Source organism: Aequorivita todarodis (assembly GCF_028561335.1).
Lineage (GTDB): Bacteria > Bacteroidota > Bacteroidia > Flavobacteriales > Flavobacteriaceae > Aequorivita > Aequorivita todarodis.
The window spans coordinates 104,769-130,400 of record NZ_JAQQTG010000007.1 but is presented as its reverse complement, the minus strand read 5'-3'; the positions used below and the strand labels follow the sequence as shown (position 1 = coordinate 130,400).

Annotated in this window: 20 protein-coding genes; 6 read left to right on the top strand and 14 right to left on the bottom strand. The window is 38.3% G+C overall.

Annotated elements, in window-relative coordinates; all coding sequences use genetic code 11:
- Positions 1-307: 307 nt before the first annotated feature.
- The 7 genes from POV26_RS03660 to POV26_RS03630 form a co-directional block, all read right to left on the bottom strand.
- Positions 308-1,390 (bottom strand): hypothetical protein, encoded by a 1,083-nt coding sequence (locus POV26_RS03660; RefSeq protein ID WP_272855133.1) that lies wholly within the window; start codon positions 1,388-1,390, stop codon positions 308-310.
- A gap of 1,178 nt (positions 1,391-2,568) precedes the next feature.
- A complete protein-coding gene (locus POV26_RS03655; RefSeq protein WP_272855132.1) occupies positions 2,569-2,739 on the bottom strand; it encodes a hypothetical protein in 171 nt (56 codons plus the stop codon).
- A 10-nt stretch (positions 2,740-2,749) separates the two neighbouring features.
- Positions 2,750-3,043 (bottom strand): hypothetical protein, encoded by a 294-nt coding sequence (locus POV26_RS03650; protein WP_272855131.1) that lies wholly within the window; start codon positions 3,041-3,043, stop codon positions 2,750-2,752.
- Between the two features lie 157 nt (positions 3,044-3,200).
- Entirely contained in the window at positions 3,201-3,611 is a 411-nt protein-coding gene (locus POV26_RS03645; protein ID WP_272855130.1) for a DUF5675 family protein, read from the bottom strand.
- 17 nt (positions 3,612-3,628) lie between these two features.
- A complete protein-coding gene (locus POV26_RS03640) occupies positions 3,629-4,384 on the bottom strand; it encodes a hypothetical protein (protein ID WP_272855129.1) in 756 nt (251 codons plus the stop codon).
- 417 nt (positions 4,385-4,801) lie between these two features.
- Positions 4,802-5,392, bottom strand: a complete 591-nt coding sequence (locus tag POV26_RS03635) for a hypothetical protein (RefSeq protein WP_272855128.1) — start codon at positions 5,390-5,392, stop codon at positions 4,802-4,804.
- A gap of 378 nt (positions 5,393-5,770) precedes the next feature.
- Positions 5,771-7,369, bottom strand: a complete 1,599-nt coding sequence (locus POV26_RS03630; RefSeq protein ID WP_272855127.1) for a hypothetical protein — start codon at positions 7,367-7,369, stop codon at positions 5,771-5,773.
- Between the two features lie 288 nt (positions 7,370-7,657).
- On the opposite strand from POV26_RS03630, the gene POV26_RS03625 reads away from it, so the two are divergent.
- Both POV26_RS03625 and POV26_RS03620 read left to right on the top strand, forming a co-directional pair.
- Positions 7,658-8,095, top strand: coding sequence for a hypothetical protein (locus POV26_RS03625; RefSeq protein ID WP_272855126.1), 438 nt, complete (start codon positions 7,658-7,660; stop codon positions 8,093-8,095).
- A gap of 341 nt (positions 8,096-8,436) precedes the next feature.
- Positions 8,437-9,345, top strand: coding sequence for an Abi family protein (locus POV26_RS03620; RefSeq protein WP_272855125.1), 909 nt, complete (start codon positions 8,437-8,439; stop codon positions 9,343-9,345).
- 143 nt (positions 9,346-9,488) lie between these two features.
- Here the strand turns inward: POV26_RS03620 and POV26_RS03615 are convergent, their stop codons facing one another.
- Together POV26_RS03615 and POV26_RS03610 are read right to left on the bottom strand one after the other, a co-directional pair.
- Positions 9,489-10,007 carry an McrC family protein gene (locus POV26_RS03615; RefSeq protein WP_272855124.1) on the bottom strand — a complete coding sequence of 173 codons (519 nt, stop codon included), beginning with the start codon at positions 10,005-10,007 and terminating at the stop codon, positions 9,489-9,491.
- Between the two features lie 256 nt (positions 10,008-10,263).
- Positions 10,264-10,629 (bottom strand): helix-turn-helix transcriptional regulator, encoded by a 366-nt coding sequence (locus tag POV26_RS03610; RefSeq protein ID WP_272855123.1) that lies wholly within the window; start codon positions 10,627-10,629, stop codon positions 10,264-10,266.
- 745 nt (positions 10,630-11,374) lie between these two features.
- On the opposite strand from POV26_RS03610, the gene POV26_RS03605 reads away from it, so the two are divergent.
- From POV26_RS03605 to POV26_RS03595, 3 genes are read left to right on the top strand one after another with little or no spacing between them, the layout of a single operon-like run.
- Complete coding sequence (locus POV26_RS03605) at positions 11,375-14,359, top strand: SusC/RagA family TonB-linked outer membrane protein (protein WP_272855122.1); 2,985 nt, start codon at positions 11,375-11,377, stop codon at positions 14,357-14,359.
- A gap of 19 nt (positions 14,360-14,378) precedes the next feature.
- Positions 14,379-15,788 carry a RagB/SusD family nutrient uptake outer membrane protein gene (locus POV26_RS03600; RefSeq protein ID WP_272855121.1) on the top strand — a complete coding sequence of 470 codons (1,410 nt, stop codon included), beginning with the start codon at positions 14,379-14,381 and terminating at the stop codon, positions 15,786-15,788.
- Between the two features lie 18 nt (positions 15,789-15,806).
- On the top strand, positions 15,807-18,356 hold the full coding sequence (locus POV26_RS03595; protein WP_272855120.1) for an alpha/beta hydrolase family protein: 2,550 nt from the start codon (positions 15,807-15,809) through the stop codon (positions 18,354-18,356).
- Between the two features lie 48 nt (positions 18,357-18,404).
- Here POV26_RS03595 and POV26_RS03590 read toward each other — a convergent pair whose 3' ends face one another.
- The 5 genes from POV26_RS03590 to POV26_RS03570 form a co-directional block, all read right to left on the bottom strand.
- Entirely contained in the window at positions 18,405-18,662 is a 258-nt protein-coding gene (locus POV26_RS03590) for a DUF6520 family protein (protein ID WP_272855119.1), read from the bottom strand.
- A 53-nt stretch (positions 18,663-18,715) separates the two neighbouring features.
- Positions 18,716-20,245 carry a MauE/DoxX family redox-associated membrane protein gene (locus POV26_RS03585; protein ID WP_272855118.1) on the bottom strand — a complete coding sequence of 510 codons (1,530 nt, stop codon included), beginning with the start codon at positions 20,243-20,245 and terminating at the stop codon, positions 18,716-18,718.
- Positions 20,246-20,348: 103 nt separating this feature from the next.
- A complete protein-coding gene (locus tag POV26_RS03580; protein ID WP_272855117.1) occupies positions 20,349-21,029 on the bottom strand; it encodes a response regulator in 681 nt (226 codons plus the stop codon).
- Between the two features lie 380 nt (positions 21,030-21,409).
- Positions 21,410-22,339: a helix-turn-helix domain-containing protein gene (locus tag POV26_RS03575; RefSeq protein ID WP_272855116.1), complete on the bottom strand. Its 930-nt coding sequence runs from the start codon at positions 22,337-22,339 to the stop codon at positions 21,410-21,412.
- Positions 22,340-22,362: 23 nt separating this feature from the next.
- Entirely contained in the window at positions 22,363-22,743 is a 381-nt protein-coding gene (locus tag POV26_RS03570; RefSeq protein WP_272855115.1) for a DUF7793 family protein, read from the bottom strand.
- A gap of 396 nt (positions 22,744-23,139) precedes the next feature.
- Between POV26_RS03570 and POV26_RS03565 the strand changes: the two genes are divergently transcribed.
- On the top strand, positions 23,140-25,557 hold the full coding sequence (locus POV26_RS03565) for an aminotransferase class I/II-fold pyridoxal phosphate-dependent enzyme (RefSeq protein WP_272855114.1): 2,418 nt from the start codon (positions 23,140-23,142) through the stop codon (positions 25,555-25,557).
- Positions 25,558-25,632: the final 75 nt, after the last annotated feature.

Below are 25,632 nucleotides of genomic sequence, written 5' to 3'. Positions count from 1 at the left end.
CCGTTGTCGAATTCTTTTAAAATCTTTGCAATTTGTTGCGGTGAAAATTTACTTCGTCTCATAATACTGTTTAAAATTAAGATAATTATTCTACTTTTAAACAGTTCGGTTTTAAGGGAAGCTTACAACATGATATAGAAGCTTTTGCAAGTAATATGTTAAAAGTTTTGGATGATAAAAGTTGGGCTATTAAAATGGGAGAAGCTGGCAAAAAACATATCCAAGATAATTATAGTTTAAAAAGACATATTGATGTTTTACAAAAAACTATAAATTCTACAATTAATTAGAAGTCAAAAAATATTTTTTATCTCTCTTTTATTAATGAAAGGCAAGTTTCTGCCATCAAAGCAGATAATAATCTATAATATTTAGTGGCATAATTATTAGAGATTCGTTTTTTCTCTTCATTTTTAATAATAACCATAATATCTGTCTTAGAATAGTGTTTTTGAACTTCAAAGTAATTAATGTCAATTCCAAATTTCTTGCAAAATTCTATGTTAGCATTTAGAAAGTATGAGTCAATATATTGTTTTAGTATTGTCAGAAAATTGCAGCTAGGTTCACTTAATATATTCATTTTATCAGAAATCCGTGCTAAATAATTATTGTCTTGGTGCGGAGTTGGTGTGTTTAAACCTTGTTGTGTTGCATTATTCAAAGCTTCAATAAGTTCTCTGTTGAAGTTTACGTTTGACTTAACATTTGTTGCTTTTTTAACATTGGTTTTGATACTTAAATCAGCCTTAGTACAAAAATCTTCAATTAGGTTTATGGAATATTGTTTATTTGGAATTACACCAGGTCTTATTTTTACTTTAAGCGAAGAGGTGAGTCTTTCAATGGCCTGATATGATTTATACCAATTTAATATGGACATATCAGATAGTTGTCTGGCACTGTAAAAATCATCAATAATTGAAGCAATTATATGCCTCTCAATACCATTAAAATGTATTGGTTCTAATTCATTTTTTATTAATGTTCCCTCAACCTCTTCAATTCTTGCTGATGATCTAAAAAACCATTGGGAATAAGTTGAAACCAAAAAGTCAGATTGTCTTCTACTATACCCAATTATTAATATTTCTGATACTTTATTCCTAGATATATTACAAATATTTTTTATTGCATTGGGGCAATCAAACAAATATTCGTGGCTTATTATTAATGTATCTTTCGATTTAAGAGCTTTTTCTATAAATTTATTAAAATAATTAATGTCATTTTTAATAACATTAATATGATTGAGTTTGTTAATGACCTGAGGTTCTAATTGAATAAATTCCAATTTTTCATAACACGGGTTTTTTTGGTTTTTGAAAAAATATTGAATGGAGGAAGACCCACATTTCCCTGGTCCCACATGTATAATAATTTTTTTCATGAAATAAATAAATTGTAGGTTCAAATAATAAGTGTAAAGCTAATATTTAAATCTCTTGGGGCTTGCCCCTAGAGATTTTGGGTCAATTGTTATATCAGTTTTGAATGAAAAAATACAATCAATTGAACCTACACCAAAGGTATCAAATCGAAGCGTTAATGGAAATTAGTAAAGGTGAAATTGCTGAAATCATAGGGATTGTCATTTGTACTATTCACAGGGCGCTCTGTAGGAATATAGCCAAACAGAGAAAACCATCTCGTAGATATGTAATGATAAACGTACAGCGGGGGGCAGAAATCAGACATGAAAAAAGACTGAGCAGTTATTGGTGACCGAGTCACTAAAAGAGCACATAGCTCTGTTCTGCTTTATTGGGAGAAATGTAGCCTTGAACATATAAGAAAGGGAGGAACTTGAAGGAGAAAAGTGTGTGGGCTGCGAAACGATAAACCAGAGTCCAGATGCCAAAGATAGAAGAGGAACCATAAAAGACAACCTAGGCATTGACCAGCGACCCGATTTTGTAGATGAGCATATACGTGTTGGGGATATAGAGGTCCTACTCATGGATGGGAAAGAGGCGGACACAAAACAGCTCTTATATTTTTTCTCATTAATTCTTAAAGCTAACTGTTTTAATTAAAACCAAAATTATGTTGGTAACAAGGATGGAAAAATTAAAAGAAAGCTCTGGAAGGATGAAAAAATATAACAGAGACTTAACGGTTTCAGTTTCTCTTATGTAAATACAATAACCTTTGACAAGGAGAAGAGTTTGCAGAGTAACAAAAAATAGGAGCCTTGCTAAACGCCAAAATATATTTCACAAGACCCTATGCCTCTCAAAATAAGGGGGCGATTGAAAATAGGATAGCGTGATTAGAAGGTTTTTTCCTAAGAAAACAGACTTGAGAAAAGTCTATGAAGAAAGAAGTTGAAAGATTACTAAGTTACAGACCAATCAGAAAATTTAATTATAATGAACCAATACAAGAACTAAAAAATAAATGTTTTGAACTTATAGGTTGACTCCAGCTTATCTTATAATTAAAATTTATATTGTATTTAAACCGTCCTGTTAACAAAAAAAACATAAATAATCAAGCCCATAACCCGTAATGCAAAAAACCCTCCGTAAATTCGAAGGGTCTTTTTTATACCAAAAATAAATCCCACTAACGCTTTTCCAACCGTTTGCTTATCCATTTAAGCAACACCGTCACCACAAAACTGGTCACCGTCCCGAAAGTGGCCATACACAGCGTAACCACGATATCCTCTATCGGAAGATTGGGCAAGAGCCCAAACACCATACCTCCAAAAATACTGATGCGATAATTATCCATCACTTATCTTTTATAGGTTAGGATCTAATAGCGGATTTCTATCCAAGGGGATAATCCTGCCCGACATATTAGATGTATCGTCATGATCATCATGCTCGTTTGTGTCGTTTATTACCATTTGGCTCACCACAGATGCCACTGTTCCCCCAACAATAAGATATCCTGCAATAATGGTCAGTGCAACAGGTAACACAAGAGGCATGGTCACAATAGCTCCGCCAATGGCCGTCATCCCAACCCCAATATTCCGTAGCCTACGAAAAAATCTCGGTGTAGGTCGTTTCAATCGTTCAAATAAATTCATAACCCAAAAATTTTAATTAATACCATTTTCTAAGAAATAACCCTTTTCCCCCAAAGCTATTTCAGTGTAGGTGGAGACAACCAATAAAGGAGCGTTACAAATAAAAACTGTCCTTCTTCGCACTCTGTCGCTCCAGTTTCGTACTTCTCACTTCCTCTCATCTTCCACAATGCTCCGAACAAATCGTCAAAAACACCGCCTCTCCAGGCTCGCGAAAAGCTTCAATACGCAAAATCAGAAGGTCAAGAGCCTTTCTCGATCCCAATCCCTTGCCAATTCCTGTAAGTTGTGAAACCGGGGCAATGCATCCTCCTAACTCGTTCAGTACATCATTGGCGGGAAGAATGAGTATGCCACTTCGCTGGGGCACACCTTTTACCAATAAATGATGCTTAAACTGTATAGAGTAAAAAATTTCCAACTCATAGGTACCGTCAGGAATACAGGAAATGTTGTGTTGGTTAACGTGCCAAGGAAGTTCTATGCTAAAGCACAAAAACCGATTCCTATGGAACAAACCCCCATTCGTCCCAGTCCTGTAATGTGTTCTATGCAGAAATAAATCCATCGCTCCGGTTTTTTAGGTTACACTTGATCTACACCAACGATGGCTAAGGCATTGAATGCTCCGTTTCGCAAAGAATACATTTCACCATTCACTTCCTGAAAAAAGCTCACCCCAATCACTTGTATTACGGGCAATGTTCCTCCACCGGTAATAGTTGGGCTTAGATTCAGAGCGGCCTGCAGATTCTGGTCCCATGGAATGATAGGGGAAAACGTGTGGTTTTCCTCAAAATTTCTTCCTGCAAAGTCCAATGCGCATACCCCAGCCGCCAATTGAATATGGGTAGTGCCGCGGGGAGCATCAATGGTTTCATTGGGCACAAAAGCATCAATGGCAACATCAAATACCCCGGTACCTCTATCAAAACTGGGCGTATACCCGCTGAAGAAGACTGTATTGAGCTTCCCCTTCTCGTTAAAGTCAAATTCCTTCAACAAGCTCATATCCCCATCCTGCACGGTACGTTTCCCGCGTTCGTTCAATGCATCGCTTTTAATAACCTTCATCAATAGTTGCACAAGTCTTGAAGTCAAACGATAGTCACTGGCCTGGCGGATCAATATTCGCTCTGCCTTTCTGATCAACTGTCCGCCTTTCCCCGCAGTTCCAAATTCCATCCCATTCTCACGGGTGCGCTTAAAAGCCGGGTCGTTCATAATGCGGTTCTTTTCAATTCCACCTTTCCCACGGGCCATATACCCGTCCTTGGTCTTGTAAAAGGTATAATCTCCTATTGTACCCTTTAGCTTTACAATTCCTTTCTGTTTTGCCATAATAACAAATTTTAGAGTTAAACAATACCCCAAACCTACAATCCGAAATCCCTTATCCAAAACCTCAAAGCACAGACTACCCTTTCTTGCACAATTTTGCATACAAAGGCACATTAGTTCATATTCCTGCATATAATTGCACACACCATCGTCCAAGAAAACACGGCAAAGCCCCGTCATTGGGAGCGCAGCGAAGCAATCTTCTCAATGCGCAAAATATTTTTTGTTATTCGGGATTTGTTATTTGTTATTTGGAATTTGTGGATTAGCATTGTCGCTCCTTCCCAATATCACTAAACATTTAGACCGACAATATAAAAGAACCTTAAAAGGTCAAATACTTCTTGAGATTGGCAATGTCGGGAAACGCGATGCAATCGCGCACCGGCAGAGAAGTAAAGATATATTTCTTGGCCTTTATAATTTGTTTTCCAACTGACGTGCTTGTTCTGTTAAATAACCTCTGGTTTCCCTATTGTCTTCGTTTTTAAGTCTTTTATGAATATCTATATATTTAGCGGCCAAAGCGCTAAATTGTTCCGTTTGGATCAAATCTTCCAACCATATTCCAAAGTCGGATAAATTTTCTTGCTGGTGGTTATATTGAAAATGGGCGGTGTGTGAGGCACGTTCCCAATTTGAACCTTCCCATTTGTCGATTGCTACAGAGGGTCTGCCGAAAAACTTATCGAAAAGGTACGTATTTCCCGTAAAAGTCTTAAATGCGTTCCTTGCTGCCTCTTTTAGTCGGCCTGTTTTATATAGAATGACCGTACACTCAAACAAAAAGTCGGGATAACCGATATCATCGGGAAAGTTTTTGTTGAACCAATTCAGATACCGAAGCCCACCGGTAAAGTCATTTAATTGCAGGTAAAGGCTGGGGGGTAAGTATCTAAGGCCTTGTCCATCGTGATGATAGCCGCCCCAATGCTTTTTGTCGGCCGCCAAGGCAGCTTTTATTTTCTTTATTTTGTTCCTGATTCTTTGCTCTCGCTTGGGGGTCATTTTTCTTATAGAATTAATAATCAAAACGAATGGATCAAACCTTATGAATATAACGAAAGACACGCTAAATATAAGAAATTGTGGGATTTAGGACTATCTAAAAAGGAAATCTCGGTGTAAGCCATATTCATTTTTCAAATTTTTTATTTGAACGGTATGGGAACGCGATGCAATCGCGCACCAGCCTAGCTAGGGGAATGGATTTTGAGATTCAAGATTCATAATTCAAGAAAACTGTAACTTGAAAGCTGAAATTTCAAATTCCAAACCTGCCTGTCGTGCCCCTGGCAGGCTGGTCCCAAATTCCAAAAAGCATAAAAGCCATCCTGGGTTTAGCGGAAGAATTTAATTTAATTCAAGATAAATATCTGGAATAGTCTAAATGTCTAGGTGAGATTTTATTTTGTTAATAAATTCAATTTCGCTATATTCCTTTTCTCCATCTATTAAAGCAAGTTCTTTAAGTTTTTCAATGATTTCCAATCCAGTCTGATTAGAAGAAAATTTTAAGTCCTTTTTTGATAATTCTGGCAAGGTATGCATATTCATTAAGTTAAATAATGTTTTCTTCTCAGCGTTTGTGAATTCTTTTAAATCTTGAATTTGACTCGACAAGTATTTTTTCTCAGCTTCCTCCATTACCCCATCAGCTTTTGCTAAATAAATCATTAGTTTAATTTCAATGAAACGGTCATTTTTTAATTTGCTTCTTTTTGTCTTTAATATTTTTGAGAAAATATTTACGGCAGATTTAGATATGCTATTTAAATCTGTCTTTATTAATTCTGGGTTCGTATAAAATTTTAGTTCTGGAGCTTCATTAATATTTATGATTACGCCCTTATGGACTTCATTTGAAATAATGTGGGTATAACTAAACTCAACGCAAGAAACTGTTTTACACGAAATTTGTTCTTTTAACAGTTTTGGAAAAGAATCTTTTTTTAAATTGAATTCCTTATGAAAAGAACTGCAATGTGGTTTCAATAAACCATCATAGCTGTTAGTGAGAACATCATTAATCTGATGAAATACAACCTGTTCTTGTTCTAATTGAGAATAAAAATTTTCTAATTCTGTTTTCTTTAACAATAGATTATCCCCATTTGGAATGATACGTCTTACACTATTCTCTTCTATTTTAGAATTTACATAATCAAAGGTTATAAATTCTCCTTGAGCACTACAAGTGCTACAATCAATTAAGCCATACCTTTTTCTATCTGGATAGCATTTTGAACAAGTTAGCAATCTTTTTCCAGAACATTTAGGACAGGTAACTTTTCCAGAAGTATTACAGGTTTTGCAATTTACTTTTCCTTTGCCGGAACAAGTGGAGCAATTGACTAACTTTTCCGATTCTTTTCCGTTAGCCAATTTGACTCTTTTTTTTACTTTACCAGAACCATCGCATCCTGAAAACCACCCTCCGCAAGTATTCCAGCCTTCTCCGTTGCAACTGTTACAATATATTTTTCCCTCTCCGATACATTCATCGCATTCCCATTTATGCTTGCCATAACAGGGGCTGGAATCACAGGTTACTAGACCATCTCCATTACAACTTTCACAACTATATTTTTTAATGCTATCAGTTAAGTAAAATAAACCTTGCGCTTCCAATACCTCACTGTTTTTTTCTTGGATTGGAAATTCCAATTCCTTGCTATTAGAATTAAAATCTATTACAGTAGAATATGGGTTTATGTAGTTTTCGTCAAGAACATTGTCATTTAAAAAATTTTTGTTTTGAAATGAAGCAGGTTCATTAGATAACTTTTCAAAAGACCTGTGCAGATCCTTAAAAAAAGGAATGTTTGTATTGCAAAGTGTTCTGCTAATTGTTTTATAACTGTATGATACAATTGCATAGTCATTCTTTTTAAGTTCGTCTGCAATGATTATTTTGTCATATAGTTCGGGATTTTGGTTTTTTATAATATTCTTAATATCAGATAATTTGGGTTGATTACTCATTTAATTGGTTGCCTTTTTTAGTTGAACTAAACATTAGAATTCCCGACACAATCAAATACTTGTAGCGGGAATAACTAAATTATGTACCCTACAATAAGGGTATTCTTATCAAATGTAATGGTTTAAAATAAAGTATCCAAAAGGCTATTTGAGTGCGTTTCTATTACAAATATTCTATTTTTATGCTAATAATAACGTTTCCAATAATTTACCTATTAAACATTCAAATAACCTCCCTTATCATTTATTTTTCCAATTTTAATAGATTAACACGATAAAACTAAAGCCATGAAATATGTTATAATATCCCTCTTCCTCATTTTTTCGCTATTCGCAAAAGCACAAAGCTACATCAGGGAGGGAAAAGGCGATTATAATACGGTTTTGGCTACTTGGGATGGCAAATACCTAAGGCAGGGCAAAGGGAATTATGAAACGGTATTATACACCTTGACCGATAAGTACATCCGGCAGGGCAAAGGAGATTACAATACGGTTTTGGCAACTTGGGACGGAAAATATCTGCGACAGGGCAAAGGAGATTATAACCCAGTGCTATATACCTGGGACGGGAAATATATAAGACAGGGAAAAGGCAATTATGAAACAGTGCTCTACACCTATGATGGAAAATATCTGCGACAGGGAAAGGGGGATTACAATACGGTGTTGTACACTATTTCAGGGGAAATTCCTATTGAAATACTGATTTTTATCATCCCGTAAATTCTAATTCAAAAGTTTTTGGATTAAAAAATTCCTTAATATCGATCTTAAAAAATTCGGCTAAGGCAACTAAGGTTGCAACAGTTAGGATTACTTTCCGCTCTCTCAATACGTCCCATCTGATTGGCAAATTTTCCAATTTCAATCCAAGTTGAAACTTTGATAGTACGTGTGGGAACGCAATGCAATCGCGCACCAGCATAGGGAAGGTTAAATAATTATAGCTAAAATATTTTGTTTTAAACCAAAATATCAGCTATATTTGCCACATTAATCCCCCGCACGCCTCTGATTCAAGCGCAATTTGCGGGGCTTTTTTTTTGCAATAAACCCAAGATAAAATGAAATATGAAAAACAGCCGAAAACGGTGGAAGAACATATTGAAGTTTTAATCAAACGAGGTCTCAATATTCCTAGACCAGCACGTGCTAAAATATATCTTAGAAATATTGGTTACTATCGTTTAACGGGATATATGTATCATTTGCAGGAAAATGATGGTTCACACGAATTTAAAGCTAAAGTATCTTTTAATGATATTATTCTTCACTATCAATTCGATAAAAAACTTAGAGCCCTAACAATTGAATATCTTGAGCGTATTGAGGTGGCATTGCGCGCACGGCTTACTGATTATTTTGCCGTTAATTATGGTTTTTTCTGGTTCAATCAGGTTGATTTATATGACGATAAGGATATTTATCGATTAATAAATACTGAAATTGCAGAGAGGTTTGAAAATCCGCAAGAACTATTTTTAAAATCGTTTAAAGCAAAATATACCTTGGAAAGTATTCCGCCCTCAAATATGGCTTTGGAAGTTTTAAGTTTGGGGAAACTAGCAAGATTATATAAGGGATTAAGTAACAATGTTGAAAAAATGACTATCGCCAAAGACTTTGGGCTCCCCAGCTCTGTTTTATCAACTTGGTTTATTTATTTAAATAACGTAAGAAATATCTGTGCTCATCACGGCCGTTTATGGAATCGGGGTATTACTGCCGATAGGCCGACTATTCCTACAAGAAAACAATATAGTTTCAATGGTAATTTACCTAATGATTTTAATAGGAGTTTCTATGGTGTAACAGCAATGATAGACAGGTTACTTTTGAATATTAATCCCAATAATAGGTTTGTGGAAAATGTAGTAAATTTAATTGATGACTATGCTAGTATAAATACTCGCTTTATGGGGTTTCCCGATAATTGGAGGGAAAATGCCGCTTGGGATAGGCATGCTTTATAAAAGCGCCAGGGGGTGGGAAATAAAGATGCTATTCTCGAATATCGTCCTTTTTAATATCAAACGGAAAATCCAGAAGTTCTTGCGGTTGGTAGTAAGTCTGGGAACGCGATGCAATCGCGCACCAGCCTAAGGGAAATAACCATTTATTTCAACTTCCACAAATAGCCAGAGAAAACAGGTTTGTTCACATAAAACAAATACCTGTCAAGAAAAGAATCATACAAACCGGTATAATGGCAGCCGCTCACCGGAAATAGAACTATTTCTTTAGGCTTTGTTGCTTTATCCCCAAAACCAAGGACAATAAAAACTGCACTTTCGTTTTTATCAATAGCCTTATATCTTTTCAACTGTTTTGGATTGCACCATTCTATTTTGTTTTCCCTGTTATAAATGCCCATTCGCCATTTAACTTCCACATAAAATTCCTTGCCATTCTTCTTATCCCGAAACTTAAAGTCCGGTTTTAAACTTGACTCAATATAATCTCCGTTGTTTGCATTGTAATCGTGAGTTCTGTGAACCAGGTCATAATCAGACTTTGGAAAAATATATTTTCTAACATATTCCTCAAATGCTTCGCCTTTTATAAAAGAGTTTGGCTTATTAACTTCATTTTTGAAAGCCGTAATTCCTTTGGTTATTTTTTTTAAAAAACTCATTGTCAGATTTAATAAAATTTATTCGGGGTCAATATCAAATATAAAGTTTTTTACTGGTTTTAAAATGAGACGGTGCCAATAACGGTTGAAACAATAAATATACATTGTACACTTTTACTTCGTTTAGTACAGGCTATAACGCGCCAGTGGGGTATTAATGTGGAGCAAGCTTTATAAAAGCCAAATAGTCTGGGTACGCGATGCAATCGCACACCAGCATAGGGATTTTAAATAAATGAATTCTAATTTTCTTATCTTACTTTTTTAATGAATTATACTTATTTTTTATTGTTGCTTTTAAATTCCGATAGTATTCCTTTTTTTCATTATTTAATTTTTGATCAAGTCTGACTATTTCCTCAACAATTAAAAGCAGTTCGTTTTGAGGTAAGGGTTGAAATAAGGTGTTAAAATCAATATTTAATTCTTGGCTCAAAATGTATATTTTATCCCATCCACTCATAACTTCTGCACGCTCTATCCTTCCGACTGTTGTAGAAGTTGAATCAATTGCTGCAGCTAAATAATGTTGCGATATATCTTTTCTTAATCGATTTACTTTCAGAAGACAGCCGATTTGGATATTTAATAATCCTAAATATTTTTTTTCATCCTCATTCATTAAGTAAAAGTTGTAATAAAACAGAATTTTATTCGATACATATTTGTATTGAATAAATATTTTATTATATTGCAGGCAATATTTTAAATTTGCGATTCTTCTAAGAGCAAAAAATTAGAAGCACTCGTTTTGAATCTCGGACAGAAAACTGGTAATTTTTTACACACGAGAGGATAAGCAAGATGCTCACGACCCGGGCGTGGGCTCTCTTATTCGTGTGTGGGTATACCAGTACCTCTGTTCGGTAAGTTGAGTTCCGCGCCTTTTTGTATTTGGCTTGGTCGGTTTTTTCTTCTCAACTTTCTTCAAAGCTATCGGCTTCTTCCTTTTGCGTTAGTTCTCGCAACCCAACATTATGATTTTTATGGGATGATTTAGTTTTTATTACGGGATTGCTGCGCTATGCTCGCAATGACCTTGTCCCTTCAACTTGGGCCGTTCCAAACTCTCCCAGTTAGAACCTCCTCCCGATACTGTTTCGGGAGGGTTGAAGGGATTTTTTTTACTTACTGAATTAGAAATTTGAAAAGAGACTTGAGACTTGAGATTTGAGACTTGAGACTAGAGAAGTAGAGAAGTAGAGATTGGCGTGTAGCTTGCTTCGCTCGCAATGTGGAGGACGCCTAGCTATTCGAAAGATTGCTTCGTTTCACTCGCAATGAAAAGACCCGCTCCCAAGTTTTGCAGGACCCGAGGAGCAGGCCAGAACGTTAAAATTATTGTATAACCTTAACCATGCAAAATTATGAAAAATAATTACAGGCATCGCTTTGCGCTTGCAGTTACTTTTGCCCTATTAACCTACACCTCCCCAATTTTTTCCCAGAACCTTCCGCTTAAAACCATCAGTGGAACAATTACCGATGCCGATGGCCCGCTAAATGGGGTAAATGTGTTGGTAAAAAACACCTCCCGTGGTAGCGTTAGCGACCTAGAGGGGCGGTATGCCTTGTTGGCAAATTCAAGTGATACACTTGTGTTTACGTACTTGGGGTATAAGACCCAAGAAGTGGCAGTTGGCAGCAGCAGGATTCTAAATGTTAATATGCAGGCAGATGCCACTGCCCTGGATCAGGTGGTTATTAATGCTGGCTATTACAAAGTTTCCGATAAGGAGAGAACGGGGAGTATTGCCCGCATGACCGCCAAGGAAATAGAAAACCAGCCCGTCAACAATCCCTTGGAGGCCCTTCAAGGCAGAATGGCAGGAGTCAACATTATGGCAACCTCAGGGGTTCCCGGCGGCGGTTTTAACGTTCGCATCCGTGGCCAAAATAGCATTATGGCGGGTAATGAACCACTGTATATTATTGATGGCATTCCCTTCGATTCGCAAAGCTTGGGTTCTCCACTCTCCTCTGCCGGAATAATCCCGGTGGGTGCCATCAGTCCCCTCAACGCCATTAATCCCGCATCCATTGAATCCATAGAGGTACTAAAGGATGCAGACGCGACCGCCATTTATGGTTCCCGCGGGGCGAACGGCGTGGTATTGATAACCACAAAAAAAGGAAAGGCAGGCAAAACTAAATTTTCCTTCAGCAGTAGTACGGGCATTGCCCATATTACCCAAAAAAGGGAGCTTTTAAATACAGAACAATACCTCGAAATGCGGAGGGAGGCCTTTGCCAATGATGGCATTACCGAATATCCCGAATATGCCTATGATGTTAATGGCAGGTGGAATTTAAACAGATATACCGACTGGCAGGACGTGCTTATTGGCCATACCGCCAATATCCATAAAGTGCAGGGCTCGGTTTCTGGAGGTTCCGAAGGTACGCGCTTTTTGCTCACTGGAATGTACCAAAATGAAACCAGCGTCTTTCCGGGAAGTTTTAATTATGACCGTATCACAGTCAACTCAAGCCTGCAACACAAAGACAGGCAAGATAAATTTAAATTGGATTTCAATGCTGGTTATACCCTGGAAGACAATTTCCTCCCGGGGAGCGATTTGTCCGATTATGCAGTATCCTTAGCGCCCAATGCCCCTGCACTATATGATACCTCGGGCAACCTCAACTGGGAGGACGGTACTTGGAACAATCCCTTGGCTCAGTTTGAAAACAAGTACAAAAATAAATCCAATACTCTGTTTACCAGTTTGTCATTATCCTATAAGCTTGTGGAACAACTGGATGTTAAATTGAACTCAGGCTATGGTGCCAGTAGCTTAAAGGACCATGTAACTGCACCCCATACAGCATTTAACCCCGCTTGGGGAATGACCAGCGCCAATTCTATGGTTACCACCAATGAGGGGAACAAAAAGTATTGGATTCTGGAACCGCAATTAAATTGGAAACAGACTTGGGAAAATGGGGTGCTAAATATTTTGCTCGGCGGCACCTTCCAAAAGCAGCAATTTGACCAATACGGTGTATATGGAATCGGTTTCCCTACCAATAGTTTTATAACCAATTTAAGTGCCGCAACCACGATTCTGGTAAACAATGAGGTAAGCACCCAATATAACACCCAATCATGGTTTACAAGAATCAATTATGCGCTCAAGAATAAGCTTTTTCTTAATATCACGGGAAGACGGGACGGTTCCAGTCGTTTTGGCTCCGGAAATAAATATGGGAACTTTGGGGCCCTTGGAGCAGCCTACGTTTTTTCGGATGATTTAAATCTTGACTGGCTCAATTTTGGAAAAATCCGGGGCAGCTATGGCATTACGGGCAATGACCAGATAGGCGATTACCAATATTTGCAAACCTATACCATTACAGGCCAGCCCTATGATGGCAATATTGGGCTGCAACCCGCCAGATTGTACAACCCAAATTTTAAATGGGAAGAAAACAGAAAAAGCGAGATTGCCCTAGAAATGGGCTTTCTGAAAAATAAAATAGCCCTATCTGTTGCATATTATAACAACCGTTCCTCCAATCAGCTCATCAATTATTCCCTCCCCACAACCACGGGCTTCAGTTCCATCTTGGCGAATCTCGATGCGGAAGTAGAAAATAAGGGTTGGGAATTTGACCTAAAAATGACACCCCTCCAAACAGAAAATTTTAAATGGACAAGCTCCATTAACCTTTCCCTTTCAAAAAATAAACTGCTTGCATTCCCAGGGCTCGAAACCTCTGCCTATGCCAATAAATATGTAATAGGGGAGTCCCTGTATATTGTAAAACTTTACAAACTTAAAGGAGTGAATCCACAAACTGGGCTCTTTGAATTTGAGGATTATAACAACGACGGACAGCTAACGGGAACAGATGACCGGGAGTATGTCGCCGACCTTACTCCAAAATATTTTGGTGGGTTTTCAAACTTCCTTAGCTATAAAAACTGGGAACTGGACATTTTTTTTCAGTTTGTAAAGAAAAAGGGCTATAACCAATATCGAGCAACTGAACCAGTTGGAACGATGGCCAATCAGTCTGTGAGTGTACTGGATAGATGGCAGCAGCCAGGCGATGTTGCTAATATGCAACGCTTTACCACCGGAGCCGATCCAGATGCCTATACTGCGTATTATAAATTTATCCAAAGCAACGGCATCATCTCTGATGCCTCCTTTATTCGTCTAAAATCCTTGGCTCTTGCATATACCCTTTCCCTTGGCAAAGCATCCAATACCTCTTGTCGCCTCTTGCTCACAGGCCAAAACCTACTCACAATTACCAAATTCGAAGGTGGCGACCCTGAACAAATGGATGGCAATTTACCTCCACTTACCCGGCTCACCTTCGGCTTTCAATTGAACTTATAAACTTCAAAAATCAATGATAATGAAAACAACACTAAAAAATTGGTTTACACACCAAAATAAAACAGGAGTTCTTTTAATACTATTGCTTTCGGTTTCTTTCTCTGGCTGCGATGATTTTTTGGAGGTTGATGCCCCCCTAGGGCAAATTCCCCACCAGGAAGTATTCACCGATGAGGCTACGGCTACTGCCGCCACCACTTCATTATATGGAAAATTGAGAGACCTGGTAATGGTCTCTGGCTCAAACTCTGGTATGGGCGTATTAATGGGTTTATATGCTGATGAACTGGATTTTTACGGCATGCCTTGGGACACCGCCCAAACTTTATATTTCCATAATGTCCTCGCCACGGATCCTGCGGTTCAAAGTATTTGGGACAATGCTTATAATCTAATTTATATGTGCAATGCAGTGCTGGAAGGTCTGGAAAACGCAGACCAGCTTCCCGCAGAATTCAAGCAGCACTTAAGGGGAGAGGCGCTCTTTGTTAGAGGCTTGGTGCATTTTTACCTTGTCAACCTTTTTGGCGACATACCTTATCCCAAAACAACGGACTATCAATCAAACGGTAAAATAAAGAAAATACCAGAGGCCATGGTCTATGATGCTATATTGGATGATTTAAGCAACGCTAAGGGTCTATTGGGCGATAGCTATATAACAGGGGAACGAACCCGAGCCAACAGCTGGGCAGTTTCTGCGCTAATTGCTCGGGTTTACCTATACCTTGGGCGATGGCAAGAGGCTGAGGCCGAAAGTGGCAGGATAATAAACAATGCCTCCCTCTTCACTTTGGAGACGGAGCTAAACAATGTTTTTTTAAAGGAAAGCCGCTCTGCAATACTACAGCTGAAACCACAAAATCCTGGCTCAAACTCTCAAGAGGCATCAACCTATATCTTCGATTCCCCACCACCCCCTTTTGTCGCCCTTTCCAGTGCACTGGTAGCAAGCATGCAACCAAACGATCTGCGGAAAACCCAATGGATCGGGGAAGTGAGTGATGGCTCCCAGTCTTGGTATTATGCTTATAAATACAAACAACAATTTAATACGGGCAGCAGTATGGAATATTCCATTGTGCTCCGTTTGGCAGAGCAATATCTTATAAGGGCAGAGGCAAGAGCCAACCAAAATAATATTGCCGGCGCACAGCAAGATATTAATGCCATCCGCCTTCGTGCTGGGTTGGATAATACCCAGGCCAATACCCCAGAACAATTAAGGCTTGCCATTCTACAGGAAAGGCGTTTCGAGCTCTTTGCCGAACATGGCCATAGATGGTTTGATATTCGCCGTTTTGGAATGGCAAACGAGATTCTCAGTCCGATAAAAACGGCTTGGAAACCAACAGACGTGCTGCTGCCAATTCCAGAATCAGACCTTTTGCTGAATCCAAATTTAGCACCACAAAATCCAGGATATTAATTTAAACAATAGATGGAAATGCATTTTTTCAAAAATAATGCGAAATCAGGGATGAGTCTTTTCTTTCTTATATTGATCCATATAGCTTACGCCCAAACAGCCTTTCCGGATTCCGCGGAAGAAAAAGATTGGTCCCACACCTATTTAGTTAGTGCCTCCGAAAACGGAGAGTGGGCCCACTACATGAATTATTATTTGGATGGCACATATACGGCCTCTATTATAAATTTAAAAACGGATAATATGTTCAATTTTCCGAATGGAAATTGGGGTAAGTTCAGTAGTAACAATAAATGGTTCGCCTTGCCCTTAGCGTCAGATTCCTTGATTCTTGTCAATATCGAAAAAAATTTATCTGACACCATTCCCAATGTAAAAATCAATCATTTCGCCCCTTCGGGAGATTATTGGTTAACCCAGTCAATGGAAGATTCATTAACCGTTACCGCTCTTGATACCAAGAAAATTTATAATCTGGGAAAAAGCAATGGATTTGAAATAAACCCACTAAAAAACCTTGTGGCTATGGCCATTGTAAACAACTATGGAGAATCCCTGCAAATTTTGAATTTGGAATCGTTAAACAGCTTCGAGATTATGGAAGGTAAAAATGTGAGCTTCCAAAGATTTACATGGAGTGCCAATGGAGAAAAATTGACTTTTCTCTATAGCCGCGATAATGGAAAAACGTATAATGTAGCCCTATTCGACCTTAAATCCAGGACTTCCAAATTTTTGGATGTCGATACGTATTCTAATGAAGAAGTATCCATTGCAAATACTAAAATTTCCGTTTCAGATACAGGCGATAAAGTATTCTTCAATGTTAATCTGCCAGAAACCCTTGCGCAAGCTAATTCAGGTCCTGAAATTTGGGACACCTTTGACACTGCCTTATATACGCAAAACAATTTTATAACTTCAGGAAAGAAAGGGCCCTGGCAGCAAGTTTGGTTTACAAATGAGAGTAGGGTGGTGCCATTGGGAAACAGGGAAATGCCCCAAGTGCTGTTCAATCCCAATTCTAACTATGCCCTCAACTTTGATGCTTATGCAAGGGAGCCCCAATTCGGTTCCAATACCTTTGTGGATATCTATGCCATAAATTTAAAAAGCGGCAAAAAGGAACTGGTTGTACCCAACCAATTCACAGCTATAAATTTTGTCCATTTCTCTCCAGGAGGTAGATATGTGACCTATTTTAAAGATCGCCATTGGTGGATTTATGATATCAAGGAAAGAAAACATAGTAATATTACCATAAATCTGCCCCATTCCGTATTCAATAAAAAATCCCCTAGCCTTAACACCCCTCATCCATATGGACTGGCTGGCTGGACCAAAGATGAGACCGAACTTTTTCTTTACGATGAATTTGATGTATGGAAAATAAGTTGCGATGGGAGGCATAGGGAAAAGCTCACAAACGGCAGAGATTCAAAAACTGTATTTCGCATTGTCTATGGAACTAAGGATCAAAGAATGAATTATGGCGATTTTGGGTTCAATACCTATAAAATAGATAATCAAGAAGGCCTAATTTTGAGTGCTAAAAATTATCAAACCCTCAAAACAGGCTACTATCACTGGCAAGACAATAATATCCGTAAAATCGCTTGGAAAGACAAACGTCTTTCCAAATTGCTTCAACTGGACAAAAACAGTTTTCTTTTCGCGCAGCAAAGCTTTACAGACCCTATCTCTATTGAATATGTTGATTTAAAAACAGACTCTGTAAAGACTATTTATAAAAGCAATCCCGAATGGGATCAATTCAAATGGCCAAAAAGGGAACTTATTACATACAATACTGAAATAGCCGATTCCTTAAAAGGGGTCTTGATTTATCCCCTTAATTATGATACTAATAAAAAATATCCTATGGTCGTTCATATTTATCAAGAACAATCCTTTTTGTATCATCAGTTCACTCCCCCTTCGCCCTATGACGATGTTGGTTTCAATTTTATGAACTATGCCCTAAATGGTTATTTTGTTCTCTTGCCAGACATTCAATCCGAACATAATGCCCCCGGTATTTCCGCTGTTATTTGCGTTGAAAAAGCCGTTGATACAGCATTAAAAACAGCGGCTATAGACGAAAAAAGAATAGGGCTGATTGGACATTCGCTTGGTGGGTATGAAACTGCATTTATAATTACGCAAACCGATAGGTTTACCACAGCGGTATCAGGCTGTGGGATACTTAACCTTGTAAGTTTTTATTTTGATATTTTTAAAACAACGGGACAGTCAGAAATGACCAGAGTAGAACAAAATATTTTTAAAATGCAGAATTCCTATTTCCAAAATCCTCAAGTTTATATAGCAAATTCTCCATTGCATCAGGCGTCTAACATAAATACCCCAATCTTGCTATGGGCTGGAAAGGAGGATAATAATGTGAATCCCGATCAAAGCCTTCAAGGCTATTTAGCATTAAGACGACTTAGAAAACCTGCAACACTATATTATTATCAAGGTGAAGGCCATGTGCTTCACAAAAAGGAAAATAGAAAAGATTTATCAGAAAAAATAAAGGAGTGGTTCGACTCTTATTTAAAATAATAAACCTCTCCAATACACAGGCTCTATGTTTTGGAGAGGAAATTAAAATTAATTACTCCAGTGGTACAATTCCGAGCCACATTGGGTTTCATTGATCTTGGTGCGTAGAGTGGCACCAACCATACAACTAGGTCCAGGGATTGTACTACATTTTGTTACAAATTCACATTTTCCATTTTGAAAAATGTATCCATCCACCAAAGCCACATCTTCCGATGCTGGTTTGGAGTTCGTGGCAAAAGCAAACACGATTGCCAGTAAAAATGCCATCAATGGCATACCGAATTTTAAAATTTTTGTTTTCATACTATAAATTTTAATGTAATTAGCGACCTACTTTTTTCTACAGGTGTTCGGTCTTATTCCTGATACTGCGCAGTATGTGTTGGGTTGGGGCCAGCGTGAAAATACGCTGGCTTCAACCTATATAACCATAGTTTATCACCCACGATAGCTATCAATAAATCGTTTTTTACCTTAAATTCCGTTAGGTTTTCATCCCGTTGATGGAAGAGATAAAAACTAAAGACATATGTATAATTTCTTAAATCATATACATCAATAATGGAGGCAGTATTTAATATCCTATCATCCTCAAATTTTCCCAATCTGTTGCTGTGGATAAACAAATAGTTCCCACTTGTGGAACTTTGCAGATTGACAAGAACAGATTTCCCGCCAACCTTAGTTTCTCCTTTTGTGCTATGATGCGCTACATCCAAAACAGGGGTTGATATGGTATCAATAGTTTTTCCCACAGCTTCTTGAGTCAGCTGTTTACTTATAATCTTGTATTCGTTCTTATAATAATATAGGTAGATGAATTTTTGAAATTTTGAATTATAAAGCAGCGCGCCATCTGTAGCTATCCTACCGAATTTTTCTTGTCCCAGTAGCTCAGTGTTTAATTGGAGACTCTCATTGTTATTTCTTTTGTCGAATTTTCCAATGGCATTAGAGCCGGTTTTGCTACTGGTTGTAACAAACCCAATTAATAGGGAATCGGCTACGGTATATTGTGTAAAATAGGCTTCTTTATAGGACAGGGGAGTGGCTCTCCAATCTTTTATTTTGCCTCTAAAAAGTATGGGCACCGTCCCATCCCCCAAGTAAAAATAGGGTGGGTTTACTGTGATTATTGCCCGTCTATAGGGTAAATAGGCATTTGAAATGGAAACCTTAAAATCCCGAATATGCTTTAAAGCGGTATCAACTTCCTTTAAATATAGCGGTGCTCCGTAATTCCCCAAATAGATGGTGTCATTTGCTATTCCGGCAATATAGTGTGCATTGTTTTTAAGATCGTATTCCCCTATCTTTGTAAGTGGGTGGGGCATATACCTTCTTTGAAACGCATTGTTTCGGTGCATCTTTTTCTCCGAAAATGCAAACAGCAAACCCACAATACTTATCCCAATTATTGCCAATGCTGCAAGTACTAATAGTTTCCCTTGAAATTTCCAGGGCTTGGATATAAAGATTGCTAACCCAGCCAAAAATATAAATACCACATTAAAGATGAGGTGCTGTGTCCAACTTAGTTTTTCAAGTACGCCCCCACAAGAGCAGGGAATAAAGTCCGAGAAATTAAGGATGATAAAAATATAGGTCGTAAACATCACCATCAGTAGAAAGGAGTAGTAAAGCGCTTTAATATTATAACGGGGAAACATTAAGAGTGCAGTGATACCTATTTCAACACTAGGGATCAAGCGAGCAATTATTCCAGCAAACGCACTTAATAGTGGAGATTGGGCAAGTTGAAGTCTAAAAGTCTCAAAATCCATAACTTTACTTACCGCAGCATAAATAAAGAGAAGGATAAATAAATAGCGTATGCCATTTATTATAAAAGTAGATAGGCTTTTTCTATTTATTGCGGTTACCATTTTATTAGGTATGGGTTACCTAACAAAACTAAAAGACATAAATAGTAAGCTATGACCTTTTAAATGTCAGTTTTGACAAGAACCGATTCATTTTTTGTTGTAGTTAAATAAACCCAAGTTCCCTCGCCTTTTCAATGAGTTCCCTATCATCATCACCTTCCACCTCAAAAAGCTCCTTAAGTTTTCGCTTTCGTCTCCCCACTGAAGACAAGGATAGCGGTAGAATTTGTGGTAAATGTGTTGTTTTCGTACCTCGCTCCAGTTCGAATAAAATCTTTCTATCCCACTCGTCCAAAAAAAGATCCATCGCGATATTTGTTCGCATGGTTTGAAGCACAGATTTACTGTAGTAAAAACCCTCATTTAGAATTTCTTTGATGGCAGTCATAAAAATCTCTCGACTGCTATCGCCTTTATAGATAAATCCTTCTGGATCTAAACTTCTAAAGATACTCTGTATTTTAAGTTGATGGCTTTCTGAAGTAGCAAACATTATTTTGGTTTGTGGAAACTTTTTTCGAATATACAATCCAATATCCTCCCCAGAAATATATTTCCCATCAGTGGAAGGCGGTATCCTAAAATCCAAAAAAACCAAATCAAAACCTTCCATGGGTGCCTGGTTCTCCAAGATAAAAATTGCGATATCGCAGGTATCTCCATTCTTTATATTGAATTTCCAACTTGAATTTTCTTCTTCTAATTCATCAAAAATAGACTTATAACTCTCCATAAGAATAGGATGGTCCTCAACAATCAAAATATTGAATGTTCTCTTTTCCATATCGTTTTCTATTCCTTTTTATAACAACAATTATATTGCGTTACTAAAACTATAAAAACTGGGTAAAAAAAAGTTTACCCCAAAGGATTTCTAATTTCCCGTAAAGGATTTTTAAAATTTTGGCTTTTTTCTAAGATTCAAGATTCAAGATTCAAGATTCAAGGTTCAAGATTTAAGAAACCTGAAACCTGAAACCTGAAATTCCAAACCTGCCTGTCGTGCCTCTGGCAGGCAGGTTTCAAATTCCAAAAAACAAATACGAAATACGAAAGTAGAAATACCAAATCGGAACTATGAAAACTTGATACCATTGAAAATTCGAGCGGACCCCCTGCCCCCTAAAGGGGGATAGATTCAAAATTCCACACCTATAAAAATCCTTATTCCCTTACTTTTTTTGGGGAGACCCCATATTCTATTTTGAAATCCTTTGTAAAGTGGGAGGAACTAGTGTACCCGCACATAGGAGCGATAGTTTTAACTGGAAGACTGGTATTTTCCAAAAGAAGTCTGCCTTTTTTTAGGCGTTCACTTTTCAAAAAACGAAAGACGGTAGTGTTGTACAGTTGTTTGAAGCCATATTTTAACTTAAACTCGTTGGTGCCGAAGTTATGGGCCAGGGTTTCCAAATGGGGCAACGGTTTATCCAAATTCTGGGAAATATGGTGGTGGATTTCCTGTAATATCTTTCTGTCCTTTGCCCGCATCAATACTTTAGGAAGTTTGTTTTTCGGGTCTTTTGCGGTTTGTACGTTCAAGGGTTTGTCCTCCAACATTCTACTTTTCACAAGGGGTTCGTAAATGTTTACCATTATGTACTGCTTTGGGGAGCTAACGTTATAAAGGGAAGAAATGGAGCAAAAGCACGGGCGTTCCATTTTGTTCTTGCAGTTTAAGATTAGGCGATGTTGTTCATTATATCCAACGGTATCGAGCATTTTATTGCCAATTGAGCGCCATAGACGTTTGTGGCTGTTGGACAGCAATTTTGAAAAGGACTCATTTATTAAGTCCTCATCTTTATAGCCCAATTCTGCCAAAACATCGGCACTAATATATTGTATCCTAAACTCTTGATTGAGAATGAATGCCATGTTTATATGTGCTGATGGGGTGGATTGGATATGGAGGTCGGTATATAACTTTAATGTTTCCTTCATTTCCTCCGCCATCATATTAAGCAGGACGGTAATGGATTCAATAAGATCGTCTTCCCCGGTGCGTGGAATCCGGGAATTAAAGTTGCCTTGGGCCATTGCATACAGCATATTTTTTACGGCCTTCAATCTCTCTACATCCTTCGCTTGCATAATTAATGTATATAATCAAATAGCTATAATCCTTCTTGCCCCCTAAGAAAGTTTATGGCCAGATCCCTATCGTTGAATATAGCTGATGGTACCAGTGGCTTGTTCCTCAATAGATAGTAGTTAAGCATGAGTCCTCCCACATCCCGGTCGTCGTAAATAGCTATTGCTTTGGCCAGGGTAGAACCTTCCTGTGCGAGATAATCACGCGCAGCCTTACTACTATCCATTATACCGCGGGTATCGCAGAATATTGGATAAGGTTCATTTTCCTGAAAGAGTATCCTACTGGATACTATTGATTTTGCCATTTTCTCATCGAGATAGGATATGGGCTTGTAGATCACATATAATAACCCATTTTCTATCCATAACCTGCAGAAGGCAGTTTCGCTAGACCGTTCCATATAATTCGTATTTCTCCCAAGTCTAAATTAAGAAATATTTTGAAAAATTCTTACGGTATATCCCAGTTTGTCTTACAAAAATGAGATGAAAATCGTAAAAATTTACTTAGAGGGATTAAAAAAAGAATATCAGGGATTATTGCCAAGATATACATAACTCAAATTTGTATATGCTGTTTATTTTCCCAAACTTTAAATAGGAATTCGGCGGGAGGGGCTTGTTTACAATCGTTTAGCGCTGTTGTAAATTCAAGATTCAAGATTCCAAACCTGCCTGTCGTGCCTCTGGCAGGCAGGTCCCAAATTCCAAAACTGAAATACGAAATATGACCTCATACCTCAAACCTTGAACCTACAACCTGAAACCTAAAATAAGAACCCCAAAACCCCAAAGTCATGGCAAAAATCAAACACAACAACTTTATGGATTCGATAGATGAAGTAATAAGCAATGCTAAAAAAGAAGGAGTAATACATCTATATGCAGATGGGAAGACCCTAAGTGGCCGGAAAATAAGTATTGATGGCAAGCTAATGTTCCATTTTGGCACGACGGGTTACCTCGGACTTGAGCAGGATATGCGTTTAAAGGAGGCCGCGGCAAAGGCTATCTTCGATTATGGCACCCAATTTCCCTTGTCAAAGACCTACATATCGCATCCACTTTATGCTTCCTTGGAAGAAAAATTGGGGGCAATGTACAGGCAGCCCATTATTGTAACCAAAAACAGTACGCTTGGCCATTTGGCCGTTATTCCTACAGTGGTAAGGGATGAGGATGCGGTTATTTTGGACCACCAAGTGCATTGGTCTGTTCAAAGTGCCGCCCAGCTATTAAAAGTAAGGGGCATTCCCGTAGAAATGATCCGTCATAACAATTTGGAAATGCTCGAATCGAAAATTAAGGAGCTCACCAATAAGGCCAAGAAAATTTGGTACATGGCGGATGGGGTCTATTCCATGTTTGGCGATTTTGCCCCCATTGCCGAGTTAATGGTCCTGTCCCATAAATATCCACAACTTCACCTCTATATAGACGATGTGCACGGGATGAGCTGGAGGGGGAAGTACGGTACGGGATTCGTAGCAAGTAATTTTGAAACCCTACCAGAAAATATTCTCTTATTTACTACCCTCAGCAAAACCTTTGGGGCCAGTGGGGCCGTTTTGGTATGCCCAAATAAAAAATTCCATCAAACCATCAAGAACTTTGGGGGTCCGCTCACTTTTTCTGCCCAGTTGGAACCTGCATCAGTAGCAGCTGCCATAGCCTCGGCAGACATACATCTTTCCGGGGAGATATACATGCTTCAGGACCAGTTGAGCCAAAGGATAGAATACTTCAACGATTTGTTGGGTAAAACGCAGTTGCCATTAGTGGATAGAAACAATTCTCCTGTATTTTATATCGGTACCGGGATGCCGGCCACAGGCTATAATTTTGTAAAACGCTTGATGAATGACGGATTTTTTGTAAATCTCGGGCTTTTCCCTGCGGTTCCCGTTAAAAATACGGGGGTTCGGATTACGATTGCCAGACATAACCAAAATGAGGATATGGAACAATTGGTGGCAGCCATGGAACATCATTATCCAGAGGCACTAAGGGAAACGCATACCGTACCGGAACGGGTCTTTAAGCTTTTTAATATAAAGGCTGCCTCTCCCAATATGCCAATCCAAGATGTCTCACAGTTATATCTGTCCTATCAAAACGACATTGAAACGATTGACAAAAAGTTTTGGAATACCTATATGGGCGACAGTGGCTGTTGTAATTGGAAGGGAATAAAATTTCTCCAAAAAGCATTTTCCGGGAATAAGGAAAAGGAGCACAATTGGAAATTTCATTTCTATATCGTTTTCGATGAAAAAAATGTGCCCGTGGTTATTACATTTTTTACTACCGGGATTTGGAAGGACGATATGTTGTCGCCAATCCCCATATCCCGGAAGATGGAGGAAGTGCGGAAAACCGACACTTATTATGCTACCCAGACCGTAACTGCAATGGGTTCGCTGTTTTCAGCCGGGAACCATCATTATACCAATATTGGCCATAAGGCCTGGAAGCAAGCGTGGCGTAAGATATTATTGCACCTTGAGGATGTATCCCAGAAATTCAAGAGCCAGCTTACGGTTCTTAGGGACTTTTTGCGAGAGGATACATTTTTGAACAATTTTTTTGGGGAGCAAGGCTTTGTAAAAATTCAAATGCCAGACGTGTGTATAATCCGTGATAGCAGTTGGAACAGCAATGAGGAGTATATAAAACAGCTCTCCAAAAGATCGGCAAGACATTTTCGAAAAGACATAGCCCCCTTTATTGATAAAGTGGTGGTAGAGATAGAATCCAATCTTTCGGAGACTACCTTACAGGAATGTTGGCAGCTTTATAAGAATGTGAAGAACAACAATTTGGCCATCAATACTTTTACCTATCCGTTGAAGCTGTTCAGGGAAATGAACCAAAGCGACAATTGGGAATTTATCCTGCTCTATCCCAAAGAGGAAATTAGCGGAACTATTTCAAGAACACTTTTGGGCGTGATGTTTTGTTATAAAAACCGGAAGGAAATATACGTTCCCTCCTTGGTGGGTATGGATTACCAATATCTGGAAACCTATCAAACCTACCGGCAGTTGCTCTACCAAAGTATTTTAGCGGCGTGCTCGCAAAATTTTAGAACAATTGATTTTGGAATCTCGGCAAGCTTTGAAAAGAAAAAACTTGGAGCCAGTATAATTCCCATGCATGCCTATATTCAGGCTGATGACAACTATGCGTTGGAGAGGCTGGAAACAATGCGCTAACAGTCATAGCATAGCAAACACGTCATTTCAATCTCATGACAGGCGGTAAAAGCAAGTGCTCGTTAAAATAGTATC